We start from the raw sequence: 21,564 nt of genomic DNA on the forward strand, positions 1-21,564 counted from the left end.
CATAGAAATTTGACGTGAGCGCCGTTCGATGCGGTGGTTCAACAAGCGCTTGAGATATTGCCCCGCGCTGGTCGCTCCGTCCGATTGAATGCTTCGAGCCTGGCGGATTCCGGGGTGAGAATGGAAACCGTCGCAACGCTCCTCGAAGCGAACTGCGATTGTAGCAAAGGTTCCCGGTTCGCACGCGAGGGTTTGGGAGGCTTCGCCATATGAATGCCGTGCGCGGTCGCGTCAAACAAGAGGCCGAGAGCGACCGCTAATAAGGGTTAACCCGTCATCGAGCTTGGCATTGCTTTCAACATAATTAAGATGACTTAGACTTATCGATTGCATTCCAACGTGGAATCAAAGGGACGGGTATGGAATTGCGATCGTTGCGGTATTTCGTCGAGGTCGTGAAGCAAAAGAGCTTCACCGCTGCGGCGGAAAAAATGTTCGTCACGCAGCCGACCATCAGCAAGATGGTGAAGTCGCTCGAGGATGAGATTGGCTCGCCGCTGCTCCTGCGCGAAAGCCGCCAGATGGTGCTCACCGACGCTGGCCAAATCGTCTATCAGCGCGGACTCGAAGTGCTGGCGGCGCACGCGCAACTCGAAGCCGAACTCAACGATCTCGGCAAACTCGGGCGCGGCACGCTGACCATCGGCATTCCGCCCATGGGCGGATCGCTGTTCACGCCCGCCATTGCCACCTTCAAAAAGCGCTTTCCCAAGGTGGAGCTGAAACTGTTCGAGCGCGGGTCCAAGGCGATCGAGGCTGCTTTGATCGATGGGGAGCTGGAACTCGGCGGCGTGCTGGAACCCGTCGATCTTGCCACTTTCGACGTGTTGCCCGTCAGCCGGCAATTGCTGTGGCTCGTCGCGCAGAAGGGATCGCGCTGGGACGCCATGAATGACGTGCCGCTCGCCGATCTCGCGCTGGAATCGTTCGTTTTTTACGGCGAAAGCCTCGCATTATCCGATCTGGTACTGAACGCGTGCCGCGAAGCCGGGTTCGCGCCCACCATTGTCAGCCGCAGCGGACATTGGGATTTCATGGCGGCGCTGGTGCAGGCCGGCGTTGGCATTGCGTTGCTGCCGGCGCCGTACTGCCGTCGACTGGATGTCAGCGCGTTCACCTGCCGCCCCGTGGTCGATCCGGAGATTCACTGGAATATGGCAGTAGGGTGGCGACGCAACGGGTATTTGTCGAACGCCGCTCGTGCTTGGCTGGAAGTCGCGCGCCAGGCATTACCCGCGAATCTCGGCGACGACTTCCTGCAAGGCCCGGCAGCCCGGTTTCCAGCGCGGGTTCGCGACGCTTCGTCAAGATAGCGTTTGAACCCCGCACAAAACAAAACACCCGGCCGCGCTTCTCGCGCGACCGGGTGTTTCTTGTTGCTTTACTGCCCGGACTCAACTACGTCCGGTCACGCAATTACTCCTGAACCGCGAAGTCGATACGGCGGTTGGCGAAACGGCCGCTTGCCGTCGAGTTATCGGCGATCGGATGCTGGTCGCCGTAACCTTGCGCCATCAGAGAGTCAGCGGAAACACCGTGCTTGACCAGGAAGGCACGCACAGCTTCAGCACGCTTCTTCGACAACGCCAGGTTCGAACTCGCCAGGCCAACGTTGTCCGAGTAGCCACCAATGTTCAGCTTGACCGCCTTGCCTGCGTCCTGGCACGACTTCAGCATCTGAGCAGACTTTGCCAGCGCCAGTTGTGCGTCTTGCGGCGGCACGTCCGAGCCGGTGCGGAAGTTGATGACTTGCAGGTTCAGCACCTTGGCGACATCGGCCGGAGCGCAATCGCTATTCAACGAAGAGAACGCGCTCATGAAGGATTCCTTCGCGCTTTCAACTGCTTGCTTGACGTCGAAAGTACCAACGGTGAAACCGGCGCCAAACAGCGACTTCAGCTTGTCCATCCAGCCGTTGCGCGCGTCCGCTGCCGAACCGCTCAATTCAATCTTTTCACCCGACAACTTCGCTTCCGCGCCCGGCAATTGCATCAGCGGCAACAGGCCGTCGAGCTTGTCGAGCCAGCTTGCGGGCTTGGTGTCCGGATCGACCGTGATCGTTGCGTTCAGATGATCCGCGCCAAACTTCGCCGTCAATGCGGCGAGCAACTTGGCCTTCTCTTCTTCGCTGCCGACCGTGGCATGAATGGTCGGTGCGCCAAGTTTGTCGACGGTGAACGTCAGCAGCGCGTCCTTGGTCGGTGCGGGTGCTGCAACAGCCGCAGGAGCGGAAGCAGGTGCCGAGGCCGGCTCGGCGACTGCCGGTGTGGACGTGACTACAGGTGCTTCAGCGGGCGCGGTCGTCAGCGATTGCTGGTTCGTGCAGCTACGTCCGAACAGCAATGCCAGCAACGCGAGCGCGGCGGCAACTGCCAGCCACCACCATTTCTTCGATCTTGCTTTCTCTTCCACCACAATCTTGTCGAGCGACGGGTTCGTAGCCGACGACGTGCCACTGGAAGTCGAAGGATGTTCCAGATGCGACGACACCGCTTTCAACAGTGCTGCCACGCCGGACAGGAAAGTACCCGCGCCGCCAAGACCCAGCGCGCTGGAGATGTCTTCCGACATGCTTGCCTTGACCATGGGCAACTGATGGCCAAGCAGCGTGGGCAACTGGCCGACGTTGCCGCTGGACCGTGTGAAGTAGTGTTTCAGCACGCCGAACAATGCGGTCGTGACAATGCCGCCCAGAGCGTGCGTTGCACCTACCGATACGCCCGTCTTCGCCGCAACGGCGTTGCTCATTGCATTGATGCGATCTTCGGACGCAACGCCCGTTGCGAGCCGCGTTCCCGAAGCGAGCAATGATTGCAGGCCGTCGCCGTGCACGAGCTGCGGCAGCATCTCAACGATGTTCGCGTTCGAATCCGGCGACATGATGGATGCGAACAGACCGCGCGCGCCTTCAGGCGACGACGCCTTGTTCATGAGCGAGCCGACCATAGCCGGAGCGATCATGCCGACCACACGTTTTGCCGCTTCCGGCGCAACGCCGAGTTTAGTGGCGAGTTGCTGCAACACGCTTTCGGTCAAAGCGCCTTGTACTAGCTGAATAATGTTGATGCTCATTTGATTTGCCTTTCCTTACTTGCGTGATGTCGCCAAACGCCCAAAATGGGATTCGGAATTATAGGTTCGCGTTTAAAGAGATAAGGACTTCCGACTAAAAATCGGAATTACCTCAAAACAGATGATCTAAGGGGATTCTCAAGACATCTTGTTTTAATTGGCGCAATCCCAACGCACGCATTTTTGAGAGCAAAATGTTTGCTTCGACGGAGGTAATCGATGAACCCATCCACCTACGGCCAGACGCACGAAATCATCAACCAGGCGCCGCCGCTCGAGCGCTATAACGCGATGACCGCGGACGCGGTCCTCGTCGCGGCGCTCGATCGCGAAGGCGCAAGCTGGCATCTCGATGCGCTCATTCGGGATGGCCTCGCGCTGACGCAGCCGGAGGTCCTCGCTCTAGCCGATCTCGCCAACCGGCATACGCCCGAACATCATCCGTTCAGTGCGCGCGGGGAGCGGATCGACGCGATCGAGTTTCATCCCGCGTGGCATGCGCTGCTTTCAATGTTGCGCGAGCAGGGGCTGCACGCATTGCCGTTCGAATCCGTTGCTCCGAAGCCCGGCGCCATGGCCGCGCGCGCCGCGGGTTATTTTCTCCATGCGCAACTGGAAAGCGGATCGTTGTGTCCGCTGACCATGACCTTCGCCAGCATTCCGGTGTTGCAGCAGGAGCCCGCACTTTACGCTCGCCTTCAGGCGCAATTGCTTTCCCGCAAGCACGATCCACGCGATATCCCGCTCGACGCCGGCAAGCAATCCATGATGGTCGGCATGGGCATGACCGAGAAGCAGGGCGGCTCGGACGTGCGCAGCAACCGGACGCGCGCGGTGGCGCTGGGCGCGGAGGGACGCGGCGCCGAATATCGGTTGATCGGGCACAAATGGTTTTTCTCCGCGCCACAATGCGACGCGCATCTCGTGCTCGCGCGCACGGGCGAAAGCGCGGACGAAAAAGGGCCGATCTCCTGCTTTTACGTGCCGCGCTTCGCGCCTGATGGATCGAAAAACGCGGTTCAGGTTCAGCAGTTGAAGGACAAGCTCGGCAACCGTTCGAACGTCAGCAGCGAAGTGGAATTCCTCGATGCCTACGGCGTGATGATCGGCGAGGAAGGGCGCGGCGTGCCGACGATCATCGAAATGGCGAACTTCACGCGCCTCGATTGCGTGATTGGCAGCGCCGCGTTGATGCGCGCCGCGCTGATCCAGGCCATTCACCACGCGCGGCATAGAAGCGCGTTCGGGGCCCGGCTGATCGATCAGCCGCTGATGCGCAACGTTCTCGCCGATCTTGCGCTGGAGTCGGAAGCGGCAACCGTGCTGTTCATGCGGCTCGCGGGCGCGTTTGAACATTCATCGGCGCCTGAGGAGCGCGCGTGGCGGCGCATCGTGACGCCAGCGGCCAAATTCTGGGTCTGCAAGCGCGCGCTCGAATTTACCGGCGAAGCCATGGAGGTCTGGGGCGGCAATGGCTATGTCGAGACGGGGCCGATGGCGCGGTTTTATCGTGAGGCGCCGGTGAATTCGATTTGGGAAGGCTCGGGGAACGTGATGTGCCTTGACGTGCTGCGGGCAATCGAGCGCGAGCCCGAAGCCGCGCGCGCATTGCTCGATTCGTGGCACGCAGTGGCGCATCGGCATCCGGCGTTGGACGAGGCGTTGAAAACGCTGCTGTCCATGCTTCAGGGAGAAGCATCTTCGCGCGAGGCATCGGCGAGGCGGATTGCGCAGCAGCTCGTGCTGACGGCGCAGGGCGTGTTGCTGGCGCAGCACGCGCCGGCCGAAATATCGGCGGCTTTTATGGAAACGCGTCTGGGCGATGCACGCAGCGCGACCAATCGCGTCTACGGCACACTGCCGGCAAGGTTCGATTTTGCGGCGATTATCGAGCGGGCGTTCGCGGGGTGATGTGTGCGCTGATCCGGGCCATGAAGCCGAACGGTTTCTACGCCGCTGGCGAACTGCCCTTGCGGCTCCCCGGCATCCCGGCGACCGGGGCGACCTCCGGCGCCGGTCCTTCATCGATACCGTTTTCCAGCCGGTAGAACCACGCGAGCAATTCCGCGACCGCCTGATACAACGCGGGCGGGATGCGGGCATCGAGATCGACCTGCATCAAGAGCGACACCATGTCCGGCGATTCGTGCACATACAAACCCGCGTCCTTCGCGCGCTGCACGATCATCTCGGCGACGAGTCCGTAGCCTTTCGCCACAACGCGCGGCGCGGCGTCGGGTTTGTTCGTGTCGTAAGTGAGCGCGGTGGCTTGCTTGCGCGCATCGTTTTGCTGGGTCAAGTCGAACTCTCCGCGCCGATCTCCGGCGAATTGACGACTGACTCGGCAACTGACTCGGCGAGCGAGTCCATTGCGCGGACGGTGAGGCTGGCAAGTTGCAACCCGGCGGCTTCGAGCTGCTGCTGGAAATGTGCGCCATCGCGGGCAAGCAGCAGCGCGCCGTCCGCGCTTGCATCGAGCCGCACGACCAGATGCTGCCCGGTGAGCATGAGATTCGCGTCCACGCTGCCGAGCGTCGGCAATGTCAGCGTGACGCGCGTGTACCAGCCGCGTTCGTCGCCTGAAGGCAGGCTCGCCGCATTGTCGTGAATGGCATCGCGGCCATGCGCACCGCGCTCTCGCGGCTGGATTTCCCAATCGACCTTCGCGCCAGGCCATGCTTCTCCGGACCAGCGGAACTGGCCGGTCGCGAGCAGGTCAAGCTGCTGGCGCACCAGCGCAATTGTCGACGGATGAATGCCCGCATTGATCGATGCCTGCACGGCCGCATCGTGTAGATCTGTATCGGACGCGTCAGATGCGGATCCGGCAGCGGAGGCCGATCCTCGTGGGGAAAACACGTGCGGTGGCACAGCGCGCACGGACGCCGCCAGCGCCGCGGCCTGCCCGGGCGTGAGCGGCATCGGAACCAGGCGCACGGTGTTCACTGCGCCGGGTGTATCGGCGGAAAAGGTGGGTGGCAACAGGGTTTCATCGATCCACACGTCCGTGGGCGCGTCGGGCTGTGGTTGCGGTTGCGATTGCGGAGCATCAAACGGCAGACCCGCTGTCAGCTTGTCGGCGTGCGCTTGCGGTTCGTTGTTCAGCGACGCCAGCGAACGTTGTCCCGCAAGCCATTGCGCGATGTGACTTTCGTAGAAAAGGCCGCTTTCGCTCACGGTTTTAGCCAGCACCGACGCCAGCGCAGCAGCAGGCAAAACGGGCGGCGGCGCATTGACAGCGGTGGTCTGGGCGGTCGAAGGCGCGTTGATATAAGCCGAAGTCTCCGGCGTGGAAAACAATGACCCGGATAACGTGGCAAACGCGCTCGCGGCGAGCGCCGGGCGCGGTGCGGTGGGCCACAACGGAGTATCGCCCGACATGGGCGGCGTCTCCTGGCCGCCGAACCGGGAAATGGCGTCGAGCGTGCGCGCGACGTTGCTAAGCGCGGTCTGCGCGGAAGCGGGCGGCAGTGTATTCGGCGCGCTGGCGGGCGTCGGAACGGCGAACGGGGGGGTATCGACGAGGAGTTGCGACGTGCCGGCTTGCGCCGCCGCGCCCGAGGTCGATCCACCCTGCGGGCGCAGCGCCGAAAGCAGCATGTCGGCGCGGCTCGCAAGCAGCGCAGCAATGGCGGAGTCCAGACCAGGCATGCCGGTTTCCTCGGGTCACCGGTCTGGACGAGCAGCCCGTCGCCGGTTTTCGGCGGGCTGCAAACACGAACGATAAAAACGTGCTTAACGCAGCCCGATCATTTTTTTCAAAACTCGCGCCGGCCTGTTCACCGCGAACAGCGCCGACAAACGCGCGAGGCTGGGTGCGCTCAAGTCGCGAATGGCGGCGTCGTCGGCGAGAATCCGGCGCACCAGCTCAAACTTGCGGGCACGCGCGCTGTCGTCCAGTTGGGAACCGGCATCGACTTCTCTCAGTCCGTCGATCAACTCGCGATACGCGCCCTGCATGATCTTCAACTCACTCCAGTCTCCGCCGCGCGCCGCGGCCAGCATGCGCGCAGAAAGTTCAGCTATTGCTTCGTAGTGAGAAAAATATTCTTGTGTTGTTTTCATTATGTGCAGACATATTTCGCAACGTCACGCCGCCGCCATTTTTGCTGCGTCGGGCGCAATTGCAATCCAGGCGTCTTCGAGAGTCGCCAACAAGCCATCGACTTCCACCAGCATCTGCTCGCTTTGCTGCACGTTCGCCTGCAGGAGGCGATGCGACATATACGTATAGAGCGCATCCAGCCGCGCCGCGATTTCACCGCCGGCATCCTTGTTCAGAGCCTGCTGCAAACCGCTTTCTACAATGCCGATCGCCTTCGTGATCGCTTCTCCGCGCGCCGCGATGTTGCCCTGCTGCAGGTGCATCCGCGCCTGGGCGATAGCCTGGCGCGCTCCCTGATACAGCATGACGACGAGTCTGTGCGGACTGGCGCCCATTACTCCGGTTTGCACGCCGACGCGTGCGTATGCGTTGGCTCCCGCGTGTCCCTGGGAAAACATCCGACCTTCTCCTTTGTCAGCCGGAATCAGCGCTTCTCGCGCCTCGCTCCGGCCCCATGCAACAAGTTGCTGGCGTTTTTCCGCTTGGCGCTTGATTGCGGAAAAACGTGATGAACCGATGCAGGCATTCCGATCCAAACTCGTTTATTTGTCTGACCGTTTGCCGTGCTGTTATCTGGGTTATCGGAGAAAGCAGCGAAAGCTTTAGGAAGGCTTTTGCGTCACAACGGGTTCCGGAAAGAGCAATGTTCGCGAGCCGGCGTTCAGATGCCTGTGGTTCGGGTCTTCATCGGGCGGCTCAGACGGAGATGTTCATGATGTCGTTGTAGGCGGACACCAGCTTGTTGCGCACCTGCAGCCCGAACTGAAGCCCCACGTTGGCCTTTTGCATGTCGACCATGACGTCGTTGAGCGAAACGTTTGGCGCACCGATTTCGAACGCGTGCGCTTCGCTCATCGCGCTTTTCTGGGCGCCGCTGATGTTATCGATGGACGATTTCAGCGCATCCGCGAAACTGCCCGCGCTCGCCGCTCCCGATTCGGGCACGACACTGCCGCCCGCGACATTGCCCGCGCCGCCGGCTGCCTGCGTCGCCATGGACTGAAGTTGCTGGAGCGCCGAATTCAGCGGGCTGATGGAAGCATTCATGGTGTCTCCAGAAGGATCAAAAGCGGTAGTCAAACGTGTCCAAAATTGCGGTAACCGGCGGCATCGCATGGTGGGCGGCGCTGCTGGGACATCTCGAACCGGGGCCTGTCCCGGGCCTGAAGGCAGGTGTCTGCACCGGAGCCTGGGCGGTTCGCCATGCGGCCTGACCGATTACGAAAAAGTCTAGCAGCGGCGTTGTTTCGCAAAGCCGGGAAAGAGCGCCAAAAGCGGCTTCTGTTCGCCCAATCGACTTACGCGCGCTTACGGATAATTCCTCTCATGAAAGAGTCTGCGATTGCGCCCGGTTTTGCCCGGACGCCCCGCGGAAAACGCAAGATTCGGAGAGCTTCCACGCATGGATTCCACCAACAACCTGATCAACCCGGACGCCCGCATGGGTCTCACAGGCGCGCCGACGAGCGCAGCCGGGTCGATCGCGGCAGGTGCGGGCGGCGCTGGTTTTACCGGCGGTTCGGACTTCGGCGGCAATTTCGGCGGCCGCATGCCGATGCTCAACCAGTTTCGCAATAACCCGCGCATGCCGCTGATCATCGCCGTGGCGGTGCTCGCGGTAATCATCGCGGGACTCGTGATGTGGTCGCGCCAGCCGGATTACCGGGTGCTTTTCAGCAATCTCTCGGATCGCGATGGCGGGGCGATAGTGGCGGCGCTGCAGCAAGGAAACATTCCCTACAAGATCGCCGAATCGGGCGGCGCGATCCTGGTTCCGAGCGAAACCGTGCACGAAACGCGTTTGCGGCTGGCGTCGCAGGGATTGCCCAAGAACGGTTCCGTCGGTTTTGAATTGATGGACAACCAGAAGTTCGGCATCAGCCAGTTCGCCGAGCAGGTCAACTATCAGCGCGCGCTGGAAGGCGAGCTGGAAAAGACCATCGCGTCCATCTCTTCAGTGCGCGAAGCCCGCGTGCATCTCGCCATTCCGAAGCCGACCGTGTTCGTGCGTGAAAAGGAATTGCCGACCGCGTCCGTCATGCTCAATCTCTACCCCGGCCGCGCGCTCGACGAAGCGCAAACGCTTGCCATCCAGCACATGGTCAGTTCCGGCGTGGCGGACATGCCGGTAAAGAACGTGACCATAGTCGATCAGGACGGCAACCTGCTCACGCAGCAAGGCAGCGGGCCGAACGGTCTCGACGCATCGCAGCTCAAGTATGTGCAGCAGATCGAGCGCAATACGCAATCGCGTATCGATGCAATCCTGGCGCCGCTGTTCGGCGCGGGCAACGCCCATTCGCAGGTGAGCGCGGATATCGATTTCTCGAAGCTCGAGCAGACCGCCGAAAGTTACGGCCCGAATGCAAACCCGCAAAACACGGCGATCCGCAGCCAGCAATCGAGTGAATCGAAGGAAGAGGGCGCGCCAAGCGTGGGCGGCGTGCCGGGCGCGCTGTCGAACCAGCCGCCGGCGGCAGCGTCGGCGCCTGTTGATGCAGCCGCGAGCGGCGCCGATGCCGCGAAAGCCGCGCCGGTCAACCTGCACAAGGACACCACGACGAATTACGAAGTCGACCGCACGGTACGCCACTACGAACAGCCGATGGGCGGCATCAAGCGGCTCTCGGTCGCCGTGGTCGTGAATTACCAGAAGCAGGTGGACGCCAAGGGCATTGTGACAATGCAGCCGCTGCCCGCCGACAAGCTCGCGCAAGTGCAGCAGCTTGTAAAAGACGCGATGGGTTACGACGAAAAGCGCGGCGACTCGGTCAACGTGGTGAACAGCACCTTCCTGGTCGATACGAACGTGATTCCCGATGTGCCGTGGTGGCGCACGCCGGACATGATCGCGCGCGGGATTCAGTTGGCGAAGTACGCGGGTATCGGCCTCGTGGCGATGTTCCTCTATTTCGCGATGGTGAAGCCGGCGCTGCGCCGCGCGTTTCCGCCGCCTCCGCCGCCCGCGCTCGGCGCGCCGGATGACCTGTCGCTGCTCGACGGTCCGTCCATGCCGAAACCCGCAATCGATGAAGACAAGGATGCCGAAGTCAGCTTGCTCGGCAACGAAAGCAACAAGGCCAAGTTCGAACGCAATCTCGACTACGCGCGGATGATCGCGCGCCAGGACCCGAGAATCGTCGCGACGGTCGTCAAGAACTGGGTGTCCGATGAACGCTGAAGGCCTCAATAAAGCCGCGCTCCTGCTGATGTCGATTGGCGAAACGGAAGCAGCGGAAGTCTTCAAGTTCCTCGGGCCGCGCGAAGTCCAGAAGATCGGCGCGACCATGGCGCAACTGAAGAACGTCACGCGCGAGCAGCTCGATCACGTGATGACCGAGTTCGTGCAGGAAGCCGAGCAGCACACCGCGCTTTCACTCGATTCGAGCGAATATATCCGCACGGTGTTGACGAAGGCGCTGGGCGAATCCAAGGCGGGCGCGCTGATCGACCGGATTTTGCAGGGCAGCGACACAAGCGGCATAGAAGGCCTGAAGTGGATGGATTCCGCCGCGGTCGCCGAGCTGATCAAGAACGAGCATCCGCAGATCATCGCGACGATTCTCGTGCATCTGGATCGCGATCAGGCGTCGGAAATCGTGGCGCTCCTGACGGAACGCCTGCGTAACGACGTGCTGCTGCGCATCGCGACGCTCGACGGGATTCAGCCGGCCGCGCTGCGCGAACTCGACGACGTGCTCACCACGCTGCTTTCCGGCAGCGACAACCTCAAGCGCGCGCCGATGGGCGGCATTCGCACGGCGGCGGAAATTCTCAACTTCATGTCGACGGCGCACGAAGAATCGGTGATCGAAAACGTCAAGGAATACGACGCAGAACTGGCGCAGAAGATCATCGATCAGATGTTCGTGTTCGAGAATTTGATCGATCTCGACGACCGCGCCATTCAGATGCTGCTCAAGGAAGTGGAATCGGAGACGCTGATTGTGTCGCTGAAAGGCGCGCAGCCGCCGCTGCGCCAGAAGTTCCTTGCGAACATGTCGCAGCGCGCCGCCGAACTGCTTGCCGAAGACCTCGATTCGCGCGGTCCGGTGCGTTTGTCGGAAGTGGAAACGCAGCAGCGCAAGGTCCTGCAGGTCGTGCGCAATCTCGCTGAAAGCGGCCAGATCCAGTTAGGCGGAAAGGCAGAGGACGCATATGTCTGACGCGGCAGAAACCGAAAAGAAGGCGCGCATGTCCGCGTATCAGCGCTGGGAAATGGCGTCGTTCGATCCGGTTCCCGTTGATCGCACCGCCGCCGACCAGGCTGCGCTCGAAAAGCATTTGCGCCGCGTGCGCGACGAAGCGCATGCACAAGGTCTGGCGCAGGGCCACGTCGCCGGCCAGGCGATGGGTTATCAGGCCGGTTACGATCAGGGTTATGCAAAGGGCGAGGAAGAAGGCCGCCGCGACGCACGCGCGGAAGCGGCGCGGCTCACGTCGATGGCCGATGCCTTCAAGACCGCGCTGCAAGCCGCCGACGCCGTGGTTGCCGAAGCGCTGACCTCGCTGGCGCTGGACATTGCGCAGCAAGTGGTGTCTCAGCATTTGACGCTCGATCCCACCGCCGTGCTCGCGGTCGCGCGTTCGGTGATCGCGGCCGAACCGGCGCTTTCCGGCGCGCCGTATCTGATCGTGAATCCGGCGGATCTGCCGATTGTGGAAGCTTATTTGCTGGAAGAATTGCAGGCGGCCGGATGGACGTTCCGCACCGACCCGGACATAGAACGCGGCGGCTGCAAGGCGCACGCGGCAAGCGGTGAAATCGATGCAACCAATGCCACCCGCTGGGAGCGCGTGGCGGCGGCGCTCGGGAGGTCGCAACCGTGGTAATGCAGGCTCATAACGCCACGAGCGCGGCGCGGCGCGTGACGCAGGAAGGCTTGAGCGAGCTCGAGCAGGAACTCGCGCGGGCGTCGTTCGGACCGCTTGCCGATCCTGACGCCACGCCCGAGCCGACGCTGGAAGACATGGCGGCGCAGACCATTGTCGAGCTTGCGGGCATGGTCAACAATCCGCATCTCGATGGCTGGCGCGCACAGTTGGAAGCCAGCAAGGCGCGCAGCCAGATATCGAAGCCCTTGCGCGCGTGCGGCCGCCTGACCCGCGCGGCGGGACTTGTGCTCGAAGCCGTTGGACTGAAACTCGGCGTGGGATCGGAATGCATGATCGAGTTGCCTGCGGGCAGTTCCATTCCGATGGCCGAGGCCGAAGTCGTCGGTTTCTCGGGCGACAAGCTGTTCCTCATGCCGACCACCGAAGTCTCCGGCCTGCTGCCCGGCGCGCGGGTTTATCCGCTGGAAAGCGCGCCCATCAATGATCCGATGGCCGGCGCCAAGCGGCTGCCGGTCGGCTGGGAAATGCTTGGCCGCGTGGTCGATGCCTCCGGCCGTCCGCTCGATGGACTCGGACCGCTCGGCGCCAAGCGCGATGCGCCGCTCTCCGCGCCGACCATCAATCCGTTGAATCGCGAGCCGATCCACAAGGTCCTCGACGTCGGCGTGCGCGCGATCAACGCGTTGCTCACCGTGGGACGCGGCCAGCGCATGGGCTTGTTCGCGGGTTCGGGTGTGGGCAAATCCGTGCTGCTCGGCACCATGGCGCGCTACACCAGCGCCGAAGTGATCGTGATCGGCCTGATTGGCGAACGTGGCCGCGAGGTGAAAGAGTTTATCGAGCAGATTCTGGGCGAGGACGGACTCGCGCGCTCGGTCGTGGTCGCCGCGCCCGCCGACGTTTCGCCGATTCTGCGCATGCAGGGCGCAACCTACGCAACGTCGCTTGCCGAGTATTTCCGCGATCAGGGCAAACACGTGCTCTTGCTGATGGATTCGCTCACGCGCTACGCCATGGCGCAGCGCGAGATTGCGCTCGCAATTGGCGAACCGCCCGCCACCAAAGGCTATCCGCCCTCTGTGTTCGCCAAATTGCCGGCGCTTGTGGAACGTACCGGGAACGGGCCGGAAGGCGGCGGATCGATTACGGCGTTTTATACTGTCTTGACGGAAGGCGACGATCAGCAGGATCCTATCGCCGATTCCGCGCGCGCGATTCTGGACGGACATATTGTGCTGTCACGTTCGCTGGCCGAAGCGGGGCATTATCCGGCCATCGATATTGAAGCGTCGATCAGCCGCGCAATGACGGCGCTTATCGACGATAAACATCTGGATCGCGTGCGCTTGTTCAAGCAGATGTTGTCGCGTTATCAGCGCAACCGGGACTTGATCAACGTGGGCGCGTATTCGAGCGGGCGCGACGCGCTGCTGGATCGGGCGATTGCGTTGTATCCGCGTATAGAAGCGTTTTTGCAGCAAGGATTTCGCGAGCAGGCAATGTTCGAACCGAGTTTGGCCAAACTCGACGAGCTGTTCGCTTAAAGACCCGATAAAGATAATCAGGAAGGAATCGAACCTCCATGTCAAAGCATCTGCCGATCAACACGCTGATCAACCTCGCAGAAGAAGAACTCGAAGCCGCGACGAAAAAGCTCGGCAAGCTGCAGCAGGAACGCAACGAAGTGGAGACGCAGTTGAATTCGCTCGTGACCTATCGGGACGAATATCACGCGCGGTTCACGGCGTCGGCGCAGGAAGGCACGACGGCGCAGACCTTGCGCAATTTCCAGGCGTTCGTTGACACGCTCGATTCCGCGATCAACCAGCAACGCGCGCTGCTGGTGGCCGCAAACGCGCGGCTGGAAGCCGCGAAGCCGGAATGGCAGCAAAGAAAGCAGAAGCTGGGTTCATATCAGGTGCTTGCCGCGCGCGCCGACGCCACGCAGGCCAAACAGGATGCCCGGATCGAGCAGCGAGATTCAGATGAGCACTCTGCGAAGATCTTGCGGATGCGCGCTGAACGGGCTTGAAGTTGGGATAAGGTTTTAACGCGGGTTTTATCTCGCACAAGATACACGAGGTCATTCATGTCGTCAGTCAATTCCGCTGGTGCGTTGCTGGATTCATCGAGCATATCGGCTATTTCGCGCAGTGCCGCGGCGGCGTCCGCACGCGATGAAGCGGCGGCATCGTTCGGGTCGACGCTGCACAACATTACCGTGAAGGCTAATGAGCGGGAGGCGGCGCAAGCCAAAGCCCAGGAACGCGCACAAGCCGATAAAGCCGCCGCGAAGGCCGCCGCGGCACGAGGCAGCGTGCACGATGCATCCAAAGTCGACGCCGCGAATTCAACCGATCAGGATAAAACGGCGGACGGCGCGGACCAGGTCGCGGCTGCGGATCAGACGGCTTCATCGGCAATCGACAAGTCCGCTTCCGCCGATAAAACCGCTAACGCGACCAAGGCCGCGCCGGGTACGCCGGAGGCGATTGCCGCAGCCGCAGCGGAAAAGGCCGCGCTATTGAAGGCGCGTGCTGCCATCGCCGGCAAAACGCCTGCGGATCTGGCCGATGCGGCAGCAGCCAGCACGGACGCGACATCGACCGATGCCACCGACACAACGGCAACCGATACCCCGTCGCCCACCAAATCCGCCGACGCCAAGGCCGCAGCCGACGCGCTGCAAGCCTCTCTGACGGCGGCGAATGCGCAAACCCCGGCCACGCCGCTCAATGCAGCGGCCGCAGCCGCGATGGGCGCAGCGCACGCGGGCACGATGAACAACGGCGCGCCTTCAGGAACTGCGGGCGGCACAGGCACGAAGACAAGCCGCGACACGCCGCTGACAAGCCTTTCCGCCAATGGCAAAAGCCAGGGCGGCGCGGCGACGGCAGCGCAGCAAGGCGGCGCAGTGGCCACGCAACAAGCCGATGCAACCGCGCTTGCCACTCTGACCCAACCCGACGATGGCAGCGCCGCCTACAAGGCCACCGCCGACGCGACTGCACACGCTGGCGTGCAGCAGGCGGCATCGGCGGCGACCAGCGGCGCGACATTGCAGGGCGCAGCGACCGCAGCCGACAGCGCGGCGATTGCACCGCACGTTGGATCGAGCGGCTGGGACGACGCCTTCAGCCAGAAGGTAGTGTTCCTGTCGAATGCGCATCAGCAGAGCGCTGAATTGACGTTGAATCCGAAGGATCTCGGACCATTGCAAGTGGTGCTGCAGGTCGCGGGGAATCATGCGCATGCGCTGTTTGTATCGGATCATGCGCAGGTCCGCGCGGCCGTGGAAGCCGCGTTGCCGACCTTGCGCGAAGCGATGCAGGCAAATGGCATTGGTTTGGGCAGCACGAGCGTCAGCGACGGATTTGCCGGCAAGCAGGCGAGTTCGGGTCAGCAGGATGGTGGCGGGCGTGGGGCGTGGAGTGGGTCGGGGAATGGCGGTGGCGTGGGCGCGATCTCCGATGCGGCAAGCACCACGAGTATGCCGCTGCGTCGTCAGGTTGGATTGGTCGATACGTTCGCGTAAAGCCCACCCAAGCGTCACCGCTGCAAAAAGCCGCGCGAGCCTCAACGCCGCGCGGTTTTTTCATGTCCGCCATCCCGCGCGCATCGCAAACGTAAAAACACGCTCTTTGCGCAAACTCCCGAGTAAGCCCTAATAACCCCTTCTGTTCGACCCATCGCGCGGCCCTGCTTTCGCCAACAATTCAGGCTACAGAAAGAGGTCCGCAACCATGGCAAGCACAGCAACAGCGCAACAACCCATCGCCCCGGCTAAAACCGGCAAGCTCAAACGCATCCTCCTGATCGTCGCGGGCACCATCGTCCTGCTGGGCGCGGGCGGCGCAGGCGTGTACTTCTGGCTTCATAAAACCGCGACACACGAGCCGGCGAAACCCGCGCCCGCCGCACCGCCGGTGTTCTATCCGCTCGACTCCATGACCGTCAATCTCCAGTCGGACGACGGCATGCATTACCTGCGCATTGGCCTCACGCTGAAACTCCCGGACCAAAAGGCGCAAGCCGCGCTCGCCGAACGCATGCCGGAAGTGCGAAGCCACATCCTGATGCTGCTCTCGGCGAAACATCCCGACGACCTTGCCGGTATCGAAGGAAAACGCGCGCTCGCCAAGGAACTGCTGAGCACGGTCAACACGTTCGGCGGCTCGCCGGAAGAACCCGCGAACGTGCAGGAAGTGCTGTTCACGGAAATCGTCGTCCAGTAACGCGCCGTCGCCAGCAAAGCCGACCGGACAAGCGCAAGACAGGAACCAAGGAAGACTCATGGGCCACGAAGAGTTCATGTCGCAGGAGGAGGTCGATGCCCTGCTCAAGGGCGTCACCGGGGAAGTCGACGTTGTCGCCGACGACACGCGTTTCCAAGGCGTGCGCCCCTATAACCTCGCGACGCAGGAACGTATTGTCCGGGGCCGGATGCCGGGCCTGGAAATCATCAACGACCGCTTCGCGCGTCTGTTGCGCGTAGGCATCTTCAACTTCATGCGGCGTTCGGCGGAGATTTCCGTCGGCCCTGTGAAGGTGCAGAAGTACAGCGAATTCACCCGCAACCTGCCGATCCCGACGAACCTCAACCTCGTCCACGTGAAGCCGCTGCGCGGCACGTCGCTGTTCGTGTTCGATCCGAACCTCGTTTTTTTCGTCGTCGATAACCTCTTCGGCGGCGACGGCCGTTTTCACACGCGCGTGGAAGGCCGCGAATTCACGCAGACCGAACATCGCATCATCAGCAAGCTGCTCAACCTCGTTTTCGAACAGTACGCGGCGTCGTGGAAAAGCGTGCGCTCGCTCAACTTCGAATTCGTGCGCTCGGAAATGCACACGCAGTTCGCAAACGTCGCGACGCCCAACGAGATTGTGATCGTGACGCAGTTTTCCATCGAGTTCGGGTCGACCGGCGGCACGCTTCACATCTGCATGCCGTATTCGATGATCGAACCGATCCGCGACGTCCTTTCGTCACCCATACAAGGCGAGGCGCTCGAAGTCGACCGTCGCTGGATCCGCGTGTTGTCGCAGCAAGTGCAGGCCGCGGAAGTCGAAGTCACCGTCGATCTCGCGCAGATCAACACGACCTTCGAGCAGATCCTGAACATGCGCGCCGGCGATGTCCTGCCGATCAACGTGCCCGAACAGGTCACGGCAAAAGTGGACGGCGTGCCGGTGATGGAATGCGGCTACGGAATTTTCAATGGTCAATACGCGTTGCGCGTCCAGAAGATGATCAGCGCAACCGACACGATGAAGGAAGGTGGATATGAGTGACGTAACCGAACCGGGCACGCTGCCGTCCGACCCGCTGAAAAGCGAGGACTTCGGCATGGACGACTGGGCAAGCGCGCTGGCCGAACAGAACGGCAACGAGACGCCGGCGGCGACAGCATCGGCGGGCGTGTTCCAGCCTTTGTCGAAAGTCGCGGCGCCTGCAACGCGCAATGACATCGACATGATTCTCGATATCCCCGTGCAGATGACGGTGGAACTCGGGCGCACGAAGATCGCGATCCGCAACTTGCTGCAACTGGCGCAAGGGTCGGTGGTGGAACTCGACGGGCTCGCCGGCGAACCCATGGACGTGCTGGTCAACGGCTGCCTGATCGCGCAAGGCGAAGTGGTGGTCGTGAACGACAAGTTCGGCATCCGCTTGACGGACATCATTACGCCATCCGAACGCATCAGGAAGTTGAATCGATGAAACGCTTCGCCGTCGCTTTCCCGGCGCTCGCCCCGGCATGTTCGGCTTTGACGGCCCATGCCGCGGACATGAACGCAGTCAATCACGCGGCGCAGATCGCTTCGGGCGTGGGCGCGGGGACCGCCGTGCCGTCGCTTGGCTTCGGCGCTGTGCTGCAGACCTTGCTCGGGCTGGCGATCGTCATTGCGTTCGTGTTCGGCTGCGCGTGGCTCGCACGGAAGTTCGGCGTGGCGGGTACGAAGCGCACGGGCCTCGTGAAGGTGATTGGCGGTGCGTCGCTTGGAAACAAGGAGCGCGTGTCGGTGGTGGAAATCGGCGATACATGGCTCGTGCTGGGCGCGGCTCCCGGCAATGTGCGGCTCTTGCACAGCATGCCGGCGGGATCGGTGGAACTCGATGGCGTTGAAGCGGGTCCACGGTCGGAAGGACAAACGCTGCAAGGCAGTTTCGGTCAACGTTTTCGCGATGCCCTCGCCGGTGAAGCGACCAAACGTCTGCAAAAGTTCGCGGGCGGGAGCAAGTAATGCGGGTATCGCAGGTTCGGTTTATTGCACGGTGGGTGAAGCTGCTGGCGCCGGTCGCACTCACGGCTCTTCCCTACATGGCCTTCGCACAAAGCACGGCGGGTTTGCCGGCTTTCAACACCAGCCCCGGTCCCAACGGCGGCACGACGTATTCGCTCAGCGTCCAGACGATGCTGCTGCTCACCATGCTGTCGTTCCTGCCGGCAATGGTGCTGATGATGACGAGCTTCACGCGCATCATCATTGTGTTGTCGCTGCTGCGTCAGGCGCTCGGTACGACCAGCACGCCGCCCAATCAGGTACTGGTCGGACTGGCGCTGTTCTTATCGTTGTTCGTGATGTCGCCGGTTCTCGACCGCGCCTACAACGACGCCTACAAGCCTTTCTCCGATGGCACGATCACCATGGATCAGGCGGTCACGCGGGGCGTTGCGCCCTTCAAGCAGTTCATGCTGCGCCAGACACGCGAAGCAGATCTCGCGCTCTTCGCCAAGATTTCCAAGGCCGCGCCAATGAACGGTCCCGAGGACGTACCACTCTCGCTCCTGGTGCCGTCGTTCGTGACGAGCGAACTCAAGACCGGCTTCCAGATCGGCTTCACCATCTTCATTCCGTTCCTGATCATCGACATGGTGGTGGCGAGCGTGCTGATGTCCATGGGGATGATGATGGTGTCGCCGTCGACCATCTCGCTGCCGTTCAAGCTGATGCTGTTCGTGCTCGTGGATGGCTGGCAGTTGCTGATTGGTTCGCTCGCGCAGAGCTTCGTTTCGTAAGCCTTCAAAGCATAGAGATACACACGATGACACCCGAATCCGTCATGTCGATCGCGCATCAGGCCATGTACGTGGCGCTGTTGCTCGCGGCTCCGTTGTTGCTGGTCGCGCTGGTTGTCGGCCTGGTGGTGAGCCTGTTCCAGGCCGCCACGCAGATCAACGAAAGCACGCTCTCGTTCATTCCGAAACTGCTTGCGGTCGCCGTCACGCTCGTGATCGCCGGCCCGTGGATGATGGAAACGCTGCTCGACTACATGCGCCACGTGTTCACCATCACGCCCGCCATCACCGGCTAGATGTTTTCCGTCACGTATGCCCAGCTCAATGTCTGGCTGACGTCTTTTCTCTGGCCGTTCACGCGCATTCTGGCGTTGATCGCGACCGCGCCGCTGCTTAGCCATCTCGCGATACCGGTGCGCGTCAAGGTCGGGCTCGCGGCGTTCATCTCGTTGATCGTTGCGCCGACCATCGGCGCCGTGCCGCAAGTCACCGTGTTTTCCGCCGATGGCGTGCTGATCCTCATCAACCAGTTCATGGTCGGCGCGGCGCTCGGCATGACCATGCAGATTGCCTTCGCCACGATAGATGCCGCCGGCGAATTCATCGGCCAGCAAATGGGCCTTGGTTTCGCGATGCTCTACGACCCGCGCCAGGGCGGCAACGCGGTGGTGATATCGCGGTATCTGAATACCATCGCGTTCCTTGCTTTTCTCGTCTTCGATGGTCACTTGCAAATGATCAGCGCCCTCGTGCAGACGTTCCAGAGCGTGCCGGTGAGCGCCAACGTGCTCGGCGCAATGGTGCACGCGCGCGGATGGCAGACGGTTGCGACCTACGGCGTGAGCGTGTTTTCGACGGGCCTGCTGTTGTCATTGCCGGTCGTGGCCGCGTTGTTGATCGCGAATCTTGCGCTCGGCATTCTGAACCGCGCCGCGCCGCAGATCGGGATTTTCCAGGTTGGTTTTCCGGTCACCATGCTCGTTGGGTTCTTGCTGATTCAGTTGATGATCCCTAACCTGATCCCGTTCTTTCAACGCATATTTGAAAACGGCATCGATCAGATGGGGCGGGTGGCGGCGGCGCTTTAGCAGCATGATCCAGACTCGTTTCCTGACAAAACGAAGCTATTCACCGCAAATCTTGCGGAGAATAGCGGTCGTAATCACCGCATTCCTTGTCTGCATTCCTTACCTCAATAAAAAAGGCCACCTGAACAGGTGGCCCAAACAACTTCCTACAACCCACATCATTCTCTGAATCCATCCGCTCGATCAATTACCGATGTACTGAAACAGCGACATCTTCTGGATCTGGGCAAACGCCTGCTGCGCGCCTTGCAGCGCGTTCTGTGTCAACTCGTACTGGCTGATCGAACTGACCAGATTGATGCTGGTCAGGTCCTGCAGCGAACTCGCGGTTTGCGTCGATGTCGTCTGCATCGCCGTCTGCGTCGCCGTGACTTCCTGCTCGCGGCCGCCAACCGATGCTTGCGTCGTCAGCACGTTGTTGTACATGTTGTTGATCTTCGTGCCGCCCGTGGTCAGCGCGTTCTGGAGCGTCGCCTGCGCGGCCGGATTGCTCGTGGTCGGCTGCTGCAACGCGCTGATCAGCGAGTCGAGCGTCGAGAAAATGTCGGTATCGGAGGGATTGCCGGTATTGGCCGGCGCGACCGTGAACGAATCGCCGTCACCCGGCGCTCCGTCAATCGCCACTTTCTCGCCGCCGCCCAGTTCAATGTCCTGCTGCGCCACGTACGGCGTCGCGGGCGTGATCGTGGCGCCGTTCTGGTCCTTGACCGTGTAGGTCGTGGTGGCCGTGGCGCCCGTACCGGTGGTCGCGAACGAAATGGTATAGGTCGATGCATTGCCCGGATTGCCACGGTCGCTGACGTTGACCGGGCCAATCGTGCCGGAACCCTTGTTGTTCGCCGCCGACGATGAAACCGGCAAGCTCTCGTTCGGCGACACGCTCTGGAACACCGTGGCGCCGTTATCGGCGACGTTGATCGAGCGGCCATCTGCGATCTGCACCTGACGCTGCCCGTTGTCGCCCGCATAGGTCGCGCCCACGCCCGATGCGTTGTTCGTGAACGGCTGCGTGGTGCCTTTGAATCCCGAGAAAATGTAGTTGCCGTTGGCGTCGGTGGAATTGCTGAGCGTCATCAGGTTGTCGCGGTAACCCTGCAACTGGGTCGCCATCGACGCGCGGTCGGTATCGTTGAACGAAGCATTGCCCGCGCGGTTGACGAGTGTCTGGATGCTCTGCATCACATTGCCGATGCTCGTCAGCGTCGAATCTTCCTGCTGCAGCGAGGTCAGCGCGGCCGACTGGTTGGTGGCGTATTGCGACAGCGTGGCGGACTGAGTGCTCAACTGCACGGCTTGCGCTGCGCCAAGCGGATCGTCGGACGCGGTCTGGATTCGCTTGCCCGACGAAATCTGCGCGTACTGGGCCGCAAGCGAGGCCTGCTGGTCGCTCATTGTCTGGACGTTCAGCGTGAAGTACTGCGAGCTGGAAATACGCATCGTG

Annotated in this window: 22 protein-coding genes and 1 riboswitch; of the genes, 15 read left to right on the forward strand and 7 right to left on the reverse strand. The window is 61.9% G+C overall.

Translation table 11 applies throughout. From position 1 onward, the window contains the following. Positions 1 to 9: 9 nt before the first annotated feature. Positions 10 to 150, reverse strand: a riboswitch (S-adenosyl-L-homocysteine riboswitch). Positions 151 to 359: 209 nt separating this feature from the next. Next, positions 360 to 1,313 carry a LysR family transcriptional regulator gene (locus tag AWB64_RS05930; protein ID WP_060817655.1) on the forward strand — a complete coding sequence of 318 codons (954 nt, stop codon included), beginning with the start codon at positions 360 to 362 and terminating at the stop codon, positions 1,311 to 1,313. 103 nt (positions 1,314 to 1,416) lie between these two features. Here AWB64_RS05930 and AWB64_RS05935 read toward each other — a convergent pair whose 3' ends face one another. Further along, positions 1,417 to 3,072, reverse strand: a complete 1,656-nt coding sequence (locus AWB64_RS05935; protein WP_060817656.1) for an OmpA family protein — start codon at positions 3,070 to 3,072, stop codon at positions 1,417 to 1,419. A gap of 219 nt (positions 3,073 to 3,291) precedes the next feature. Here AWB64_RS05935 and AWB64_RS05940 point away from each other — a divergent pair, with 219 nt between their 5' ends. Further along, a complete protein-coding gene (locus tag AWB64_RS05940) occupies positions 3,292 to 4,983 on the forward strand; it encodes an isovaleryl-CoA dehydrogenase (RefSeq protein WP_060817657.1) in 1,692 nt (563 codons plus the stop codon). Between the two features lie 37 nt (positions 4,984 to 5,020). On the opposite strand, the gene AWB64_RS05945 is transcribed toward AWB64_RS05940, so the two are convergent. The 5 genes from AWB64_RS05945 to fliE form a co-directional block, all read right to left on the reverse strand. Further along, the gene (locus AWB64_RS05945) at positions 5,021 to 5,371 is read right to left on the reverse strand and encodes an EscU/YscU/HrcU family type III secretion system export apparatus switch protein (protein WP_060817658.1); all 351 of its coding nucleotides are present in this window, start codon (positions 5,369 to 5,371) and stop codon (positions 5,021 to 5,023) included. Further along, a complete protein-coding gene (fliK, locus tag AWB64_RS05950; RefSeq protein WP_060817659.1) occupies positions 5,368 to 6,723 on the reverse strand; it encodes a flagellar hook-length control protein FliK in 1,356 nt (451 codons plus the stop codon). The genes AWB64_RS05945 and fliK overlap by 4 nt, the downstream gene beginning before the upstream one ends. Before the next feature lie 84 nt (positions 6,724 to 6,807). Continuing rightward, positions 6,808 to 7,137, reverse strand: a complete 330-nt coding sequence (locus tag AWB64_RS05955) for a flagellar protein FliT (protein WP_060817660.1) — start codon at positions 7,135 to 7,137, stop codon at positions 6,808 to 6,810. Between the two features lie 24 nt (positions 7,138 to 7,161). After that, entirely contained in the window at positions 7,162 to 7,575 is a 414-nt protein-coding gene (gene fliS, locus AWB64_RS05960) for a flagellar export chaperone FliS (protein WP_060817797.1), read from the reverse strand. Between the two features lie 298 nt (positions 7,576 to 7,873). Beyond that, positions 7,874 to 8,224 (reverse strand): flagellar hook-basal body complex protein FliE, encoded by a 351-nt coding sequence (gene fliE / locus AWB64_RS05965; protein WP_060817661.1) that lies wholly within the window; start codon positions 8,222 to 8,224, stop codon positions 7,874 to 7,876. A gap of 355 nt (positions 8,225 to 8,579) precedes the next feature. Here fliE and fliF point away from each other — a divergent pair, with 355 nt between their 5' ends. From fliF to fliR, 13 genes are all read left to right on the forward strand, one after another. After that, positions 8,580 to 10,358, forward strand: a complete 1,779-nt coding sequence (gene fliF / locus AWB64_RS05970; RefSeq protein ID WP_060817662.1) for a flagellar basal-body MS-ring/collar protein FliF — start codon at positions 8,580 to 8,582, stop codon at positions 10,356 to 10,358. Then, on the forward strand, positions 10,348 to 11,343 hold the full coding sequence (gene fliG, locus AWB64_RS05975) for a flagellar motor switch protein FliG (RefSeq protein ID WP_060817663.1): 996 nt from the start codon (positions 10,348 to 10,350) through the stop codon (positions 11,341 to 11,343). The genes fliF and fliG overlap by 11 nt, the downstream gene beginning before the upstream one ends. Further along, a complete protein-coding gene (fliH, locus tag AWB64_RS05980; protein WP_060817664.1) occupies positions 11,336 to 12,010 on the forward strand; it encodes a flagellar assembly protein FliH in 675 nt (224 codons plus the stop codon). Before fliG ends, fliH begins: the two co-directional genes overlap by 8 nt. After that, the gene (gene fliI, locus AWB64_RS05985; RefSeq protein WP_060817665.1) at positions 12,010 to 13,557 is read left to right on the forward strand and encodes a flagellar protein export ATPase FliI; all 1,548 of its coding nucleotides are present in this window, start codon (positions 12,010 to 12,012) and stop codon (positions 13,555 to 13,557) included. The genes fliH and fliI overlap by 1 nt, the downstream gene beginning before the upstream one ends. A 38-nt stretch (positions 13,558 to 13,595) precedes the next feature. Beyond that, positions 13,596 to 14,045, forward strand: coding sequence for a flagellar export protein FliJ (fliJ, locus tag AWB64_RS05990; protein ID WP_060817666.1), 450 nt, complete (start codon positions 13,596 to 13,598; stop codon positions 14,043 to 14,045). Between the two features lie 57 nt (positions 14,046 to 14,102). Beyond that, a complete protein-coding gene (locus tag AWB64_RS05995) occupies positions 14,103 to 15,548 on the forward strand; it encodes a flagellar hook-length control protein FliK (protein ID WP_060817667.1) in 1,446 nt (481 codons plus the stop codon). 208 nt (positions 15,549 to 15,756) lie between these two features. Further along, positions 15,757 to 16,248, forward strand: a complete 492-nt coding sequence (gene fliL / locus AWB64_RS06000) for a flagellar basal body-associated protein FliL (RefSeq protein WP_060817668.1) — start codon at positions 15,757 to 15,759, stop codon at positions 16,246 to 16,248. A 58-nt stretch (positions 16,249 to 16,306) separates the two neighbouring features. Further along, the gene (gene fliM, locus AWB64_RS06005) at positions 16,307 to 17,305 is read left to right on the forward strand and encodes a flagellar motor switch protein FliM (protein ID WP_060817669.1); all 999 of its coding nucleotides are present in this window, start codon (positions 16,307 to 16,309) and stop codon (positions 17,303 to 17,305) included. Next, positions 17,298 to 17,735, forward strand: a complete 438-nt coding sequence (fliN, locus tag AWB64_RS06010; protein WP_060817670.1) for a flagellar motor switch protein FliN — start codon at positions 17,298 to 17,300, stop codon at positions 17,733 to 17,735. Before fliM ends, fliN begins: the two co-directional genes overlap by 8 nt. Continuing rightward, positions 17,732 to 18,259, forward strand: a complete 528-nt coding sequence (fliO, locus tag AWB64_RS06015) for a flagellar biosynthetic protein FliO (protein ID WP_060817671.1) — start codon at positions 17,732 to 17,734, stop codon at positions 18,257 to 18,259. Before fliN ends, fliO begins: the two co-directional genes overlap by 4 nt. Beyond that, complete coding sequence (gene fliP / locus AWB64_RS06020; RefSeq protein WP_060817672.1) at positions 18,259 to 19,035, forward strand: flagellar type III secretion system pore protein FliP; 777 nt, start codon at positions 18,259 to 18,261, stop codon at positions 19,033 to 19,035. The genes fliO and fliP overlap by 1 nt, the downstream gene beginning before the upstream one ends. 26 nt (positions 19,036 to 19,061) lie before the next feature. Continuing rightward, a complete protein-coding gene (fliQ, locus tag AWB64_RS06025) occupies positions 19,062 to 19,331 on the forward strand; it encodes a flagellar biosynthesis protein FliQ (protein ID WP_056356411.1) in 270 nt (89 codons plus the stop codon). Beyond that, positions 19,332 to 20,123 carry a flagellar biosynthetic protein FliR gene (gene fliR, locus AWB64_RS06030; protein WP_060817673.1) on the forward strand — a complete coding sequence of 264 codons (792 nt, stop codon included), beginning with the start codon at positions 19,332 to 19,334 and terminating at the stop codon, positions 20,121 to 20,123. A gap of 183 nt (positions 20,124 to 20,306) precedes the next feature. Here fliR and flgL read toward each other — a convergent pair whose 3' ends face one another. After that, positions 20,307 to 21,560 (reverse strand): flagellar hook-associated protein FlgL, encoded by a 1,254-nt coding sequence (gene flgL, locus AWB64_RS06035; RefSeq protein WP_060817674.1) that lies wholly within the window; start codon positions 21,558 to 21,560, stop codon positions 20,307 to 20,309. Between the last annotated feature and the right edge of the window lie 4 nt (positions 21,561 to 21,564).

It is taken from the genome of Caballeronia sordidicola, from assembly GCF_001544455.2.
In the GTDB taxonomy this organism is placed as follows: Bacteria; Pseudomonadota; Gammaproteobacteria; order Burkholderiales; family Burkholderiaceae; genus Caballeronia; species Caballeronia sordidicola.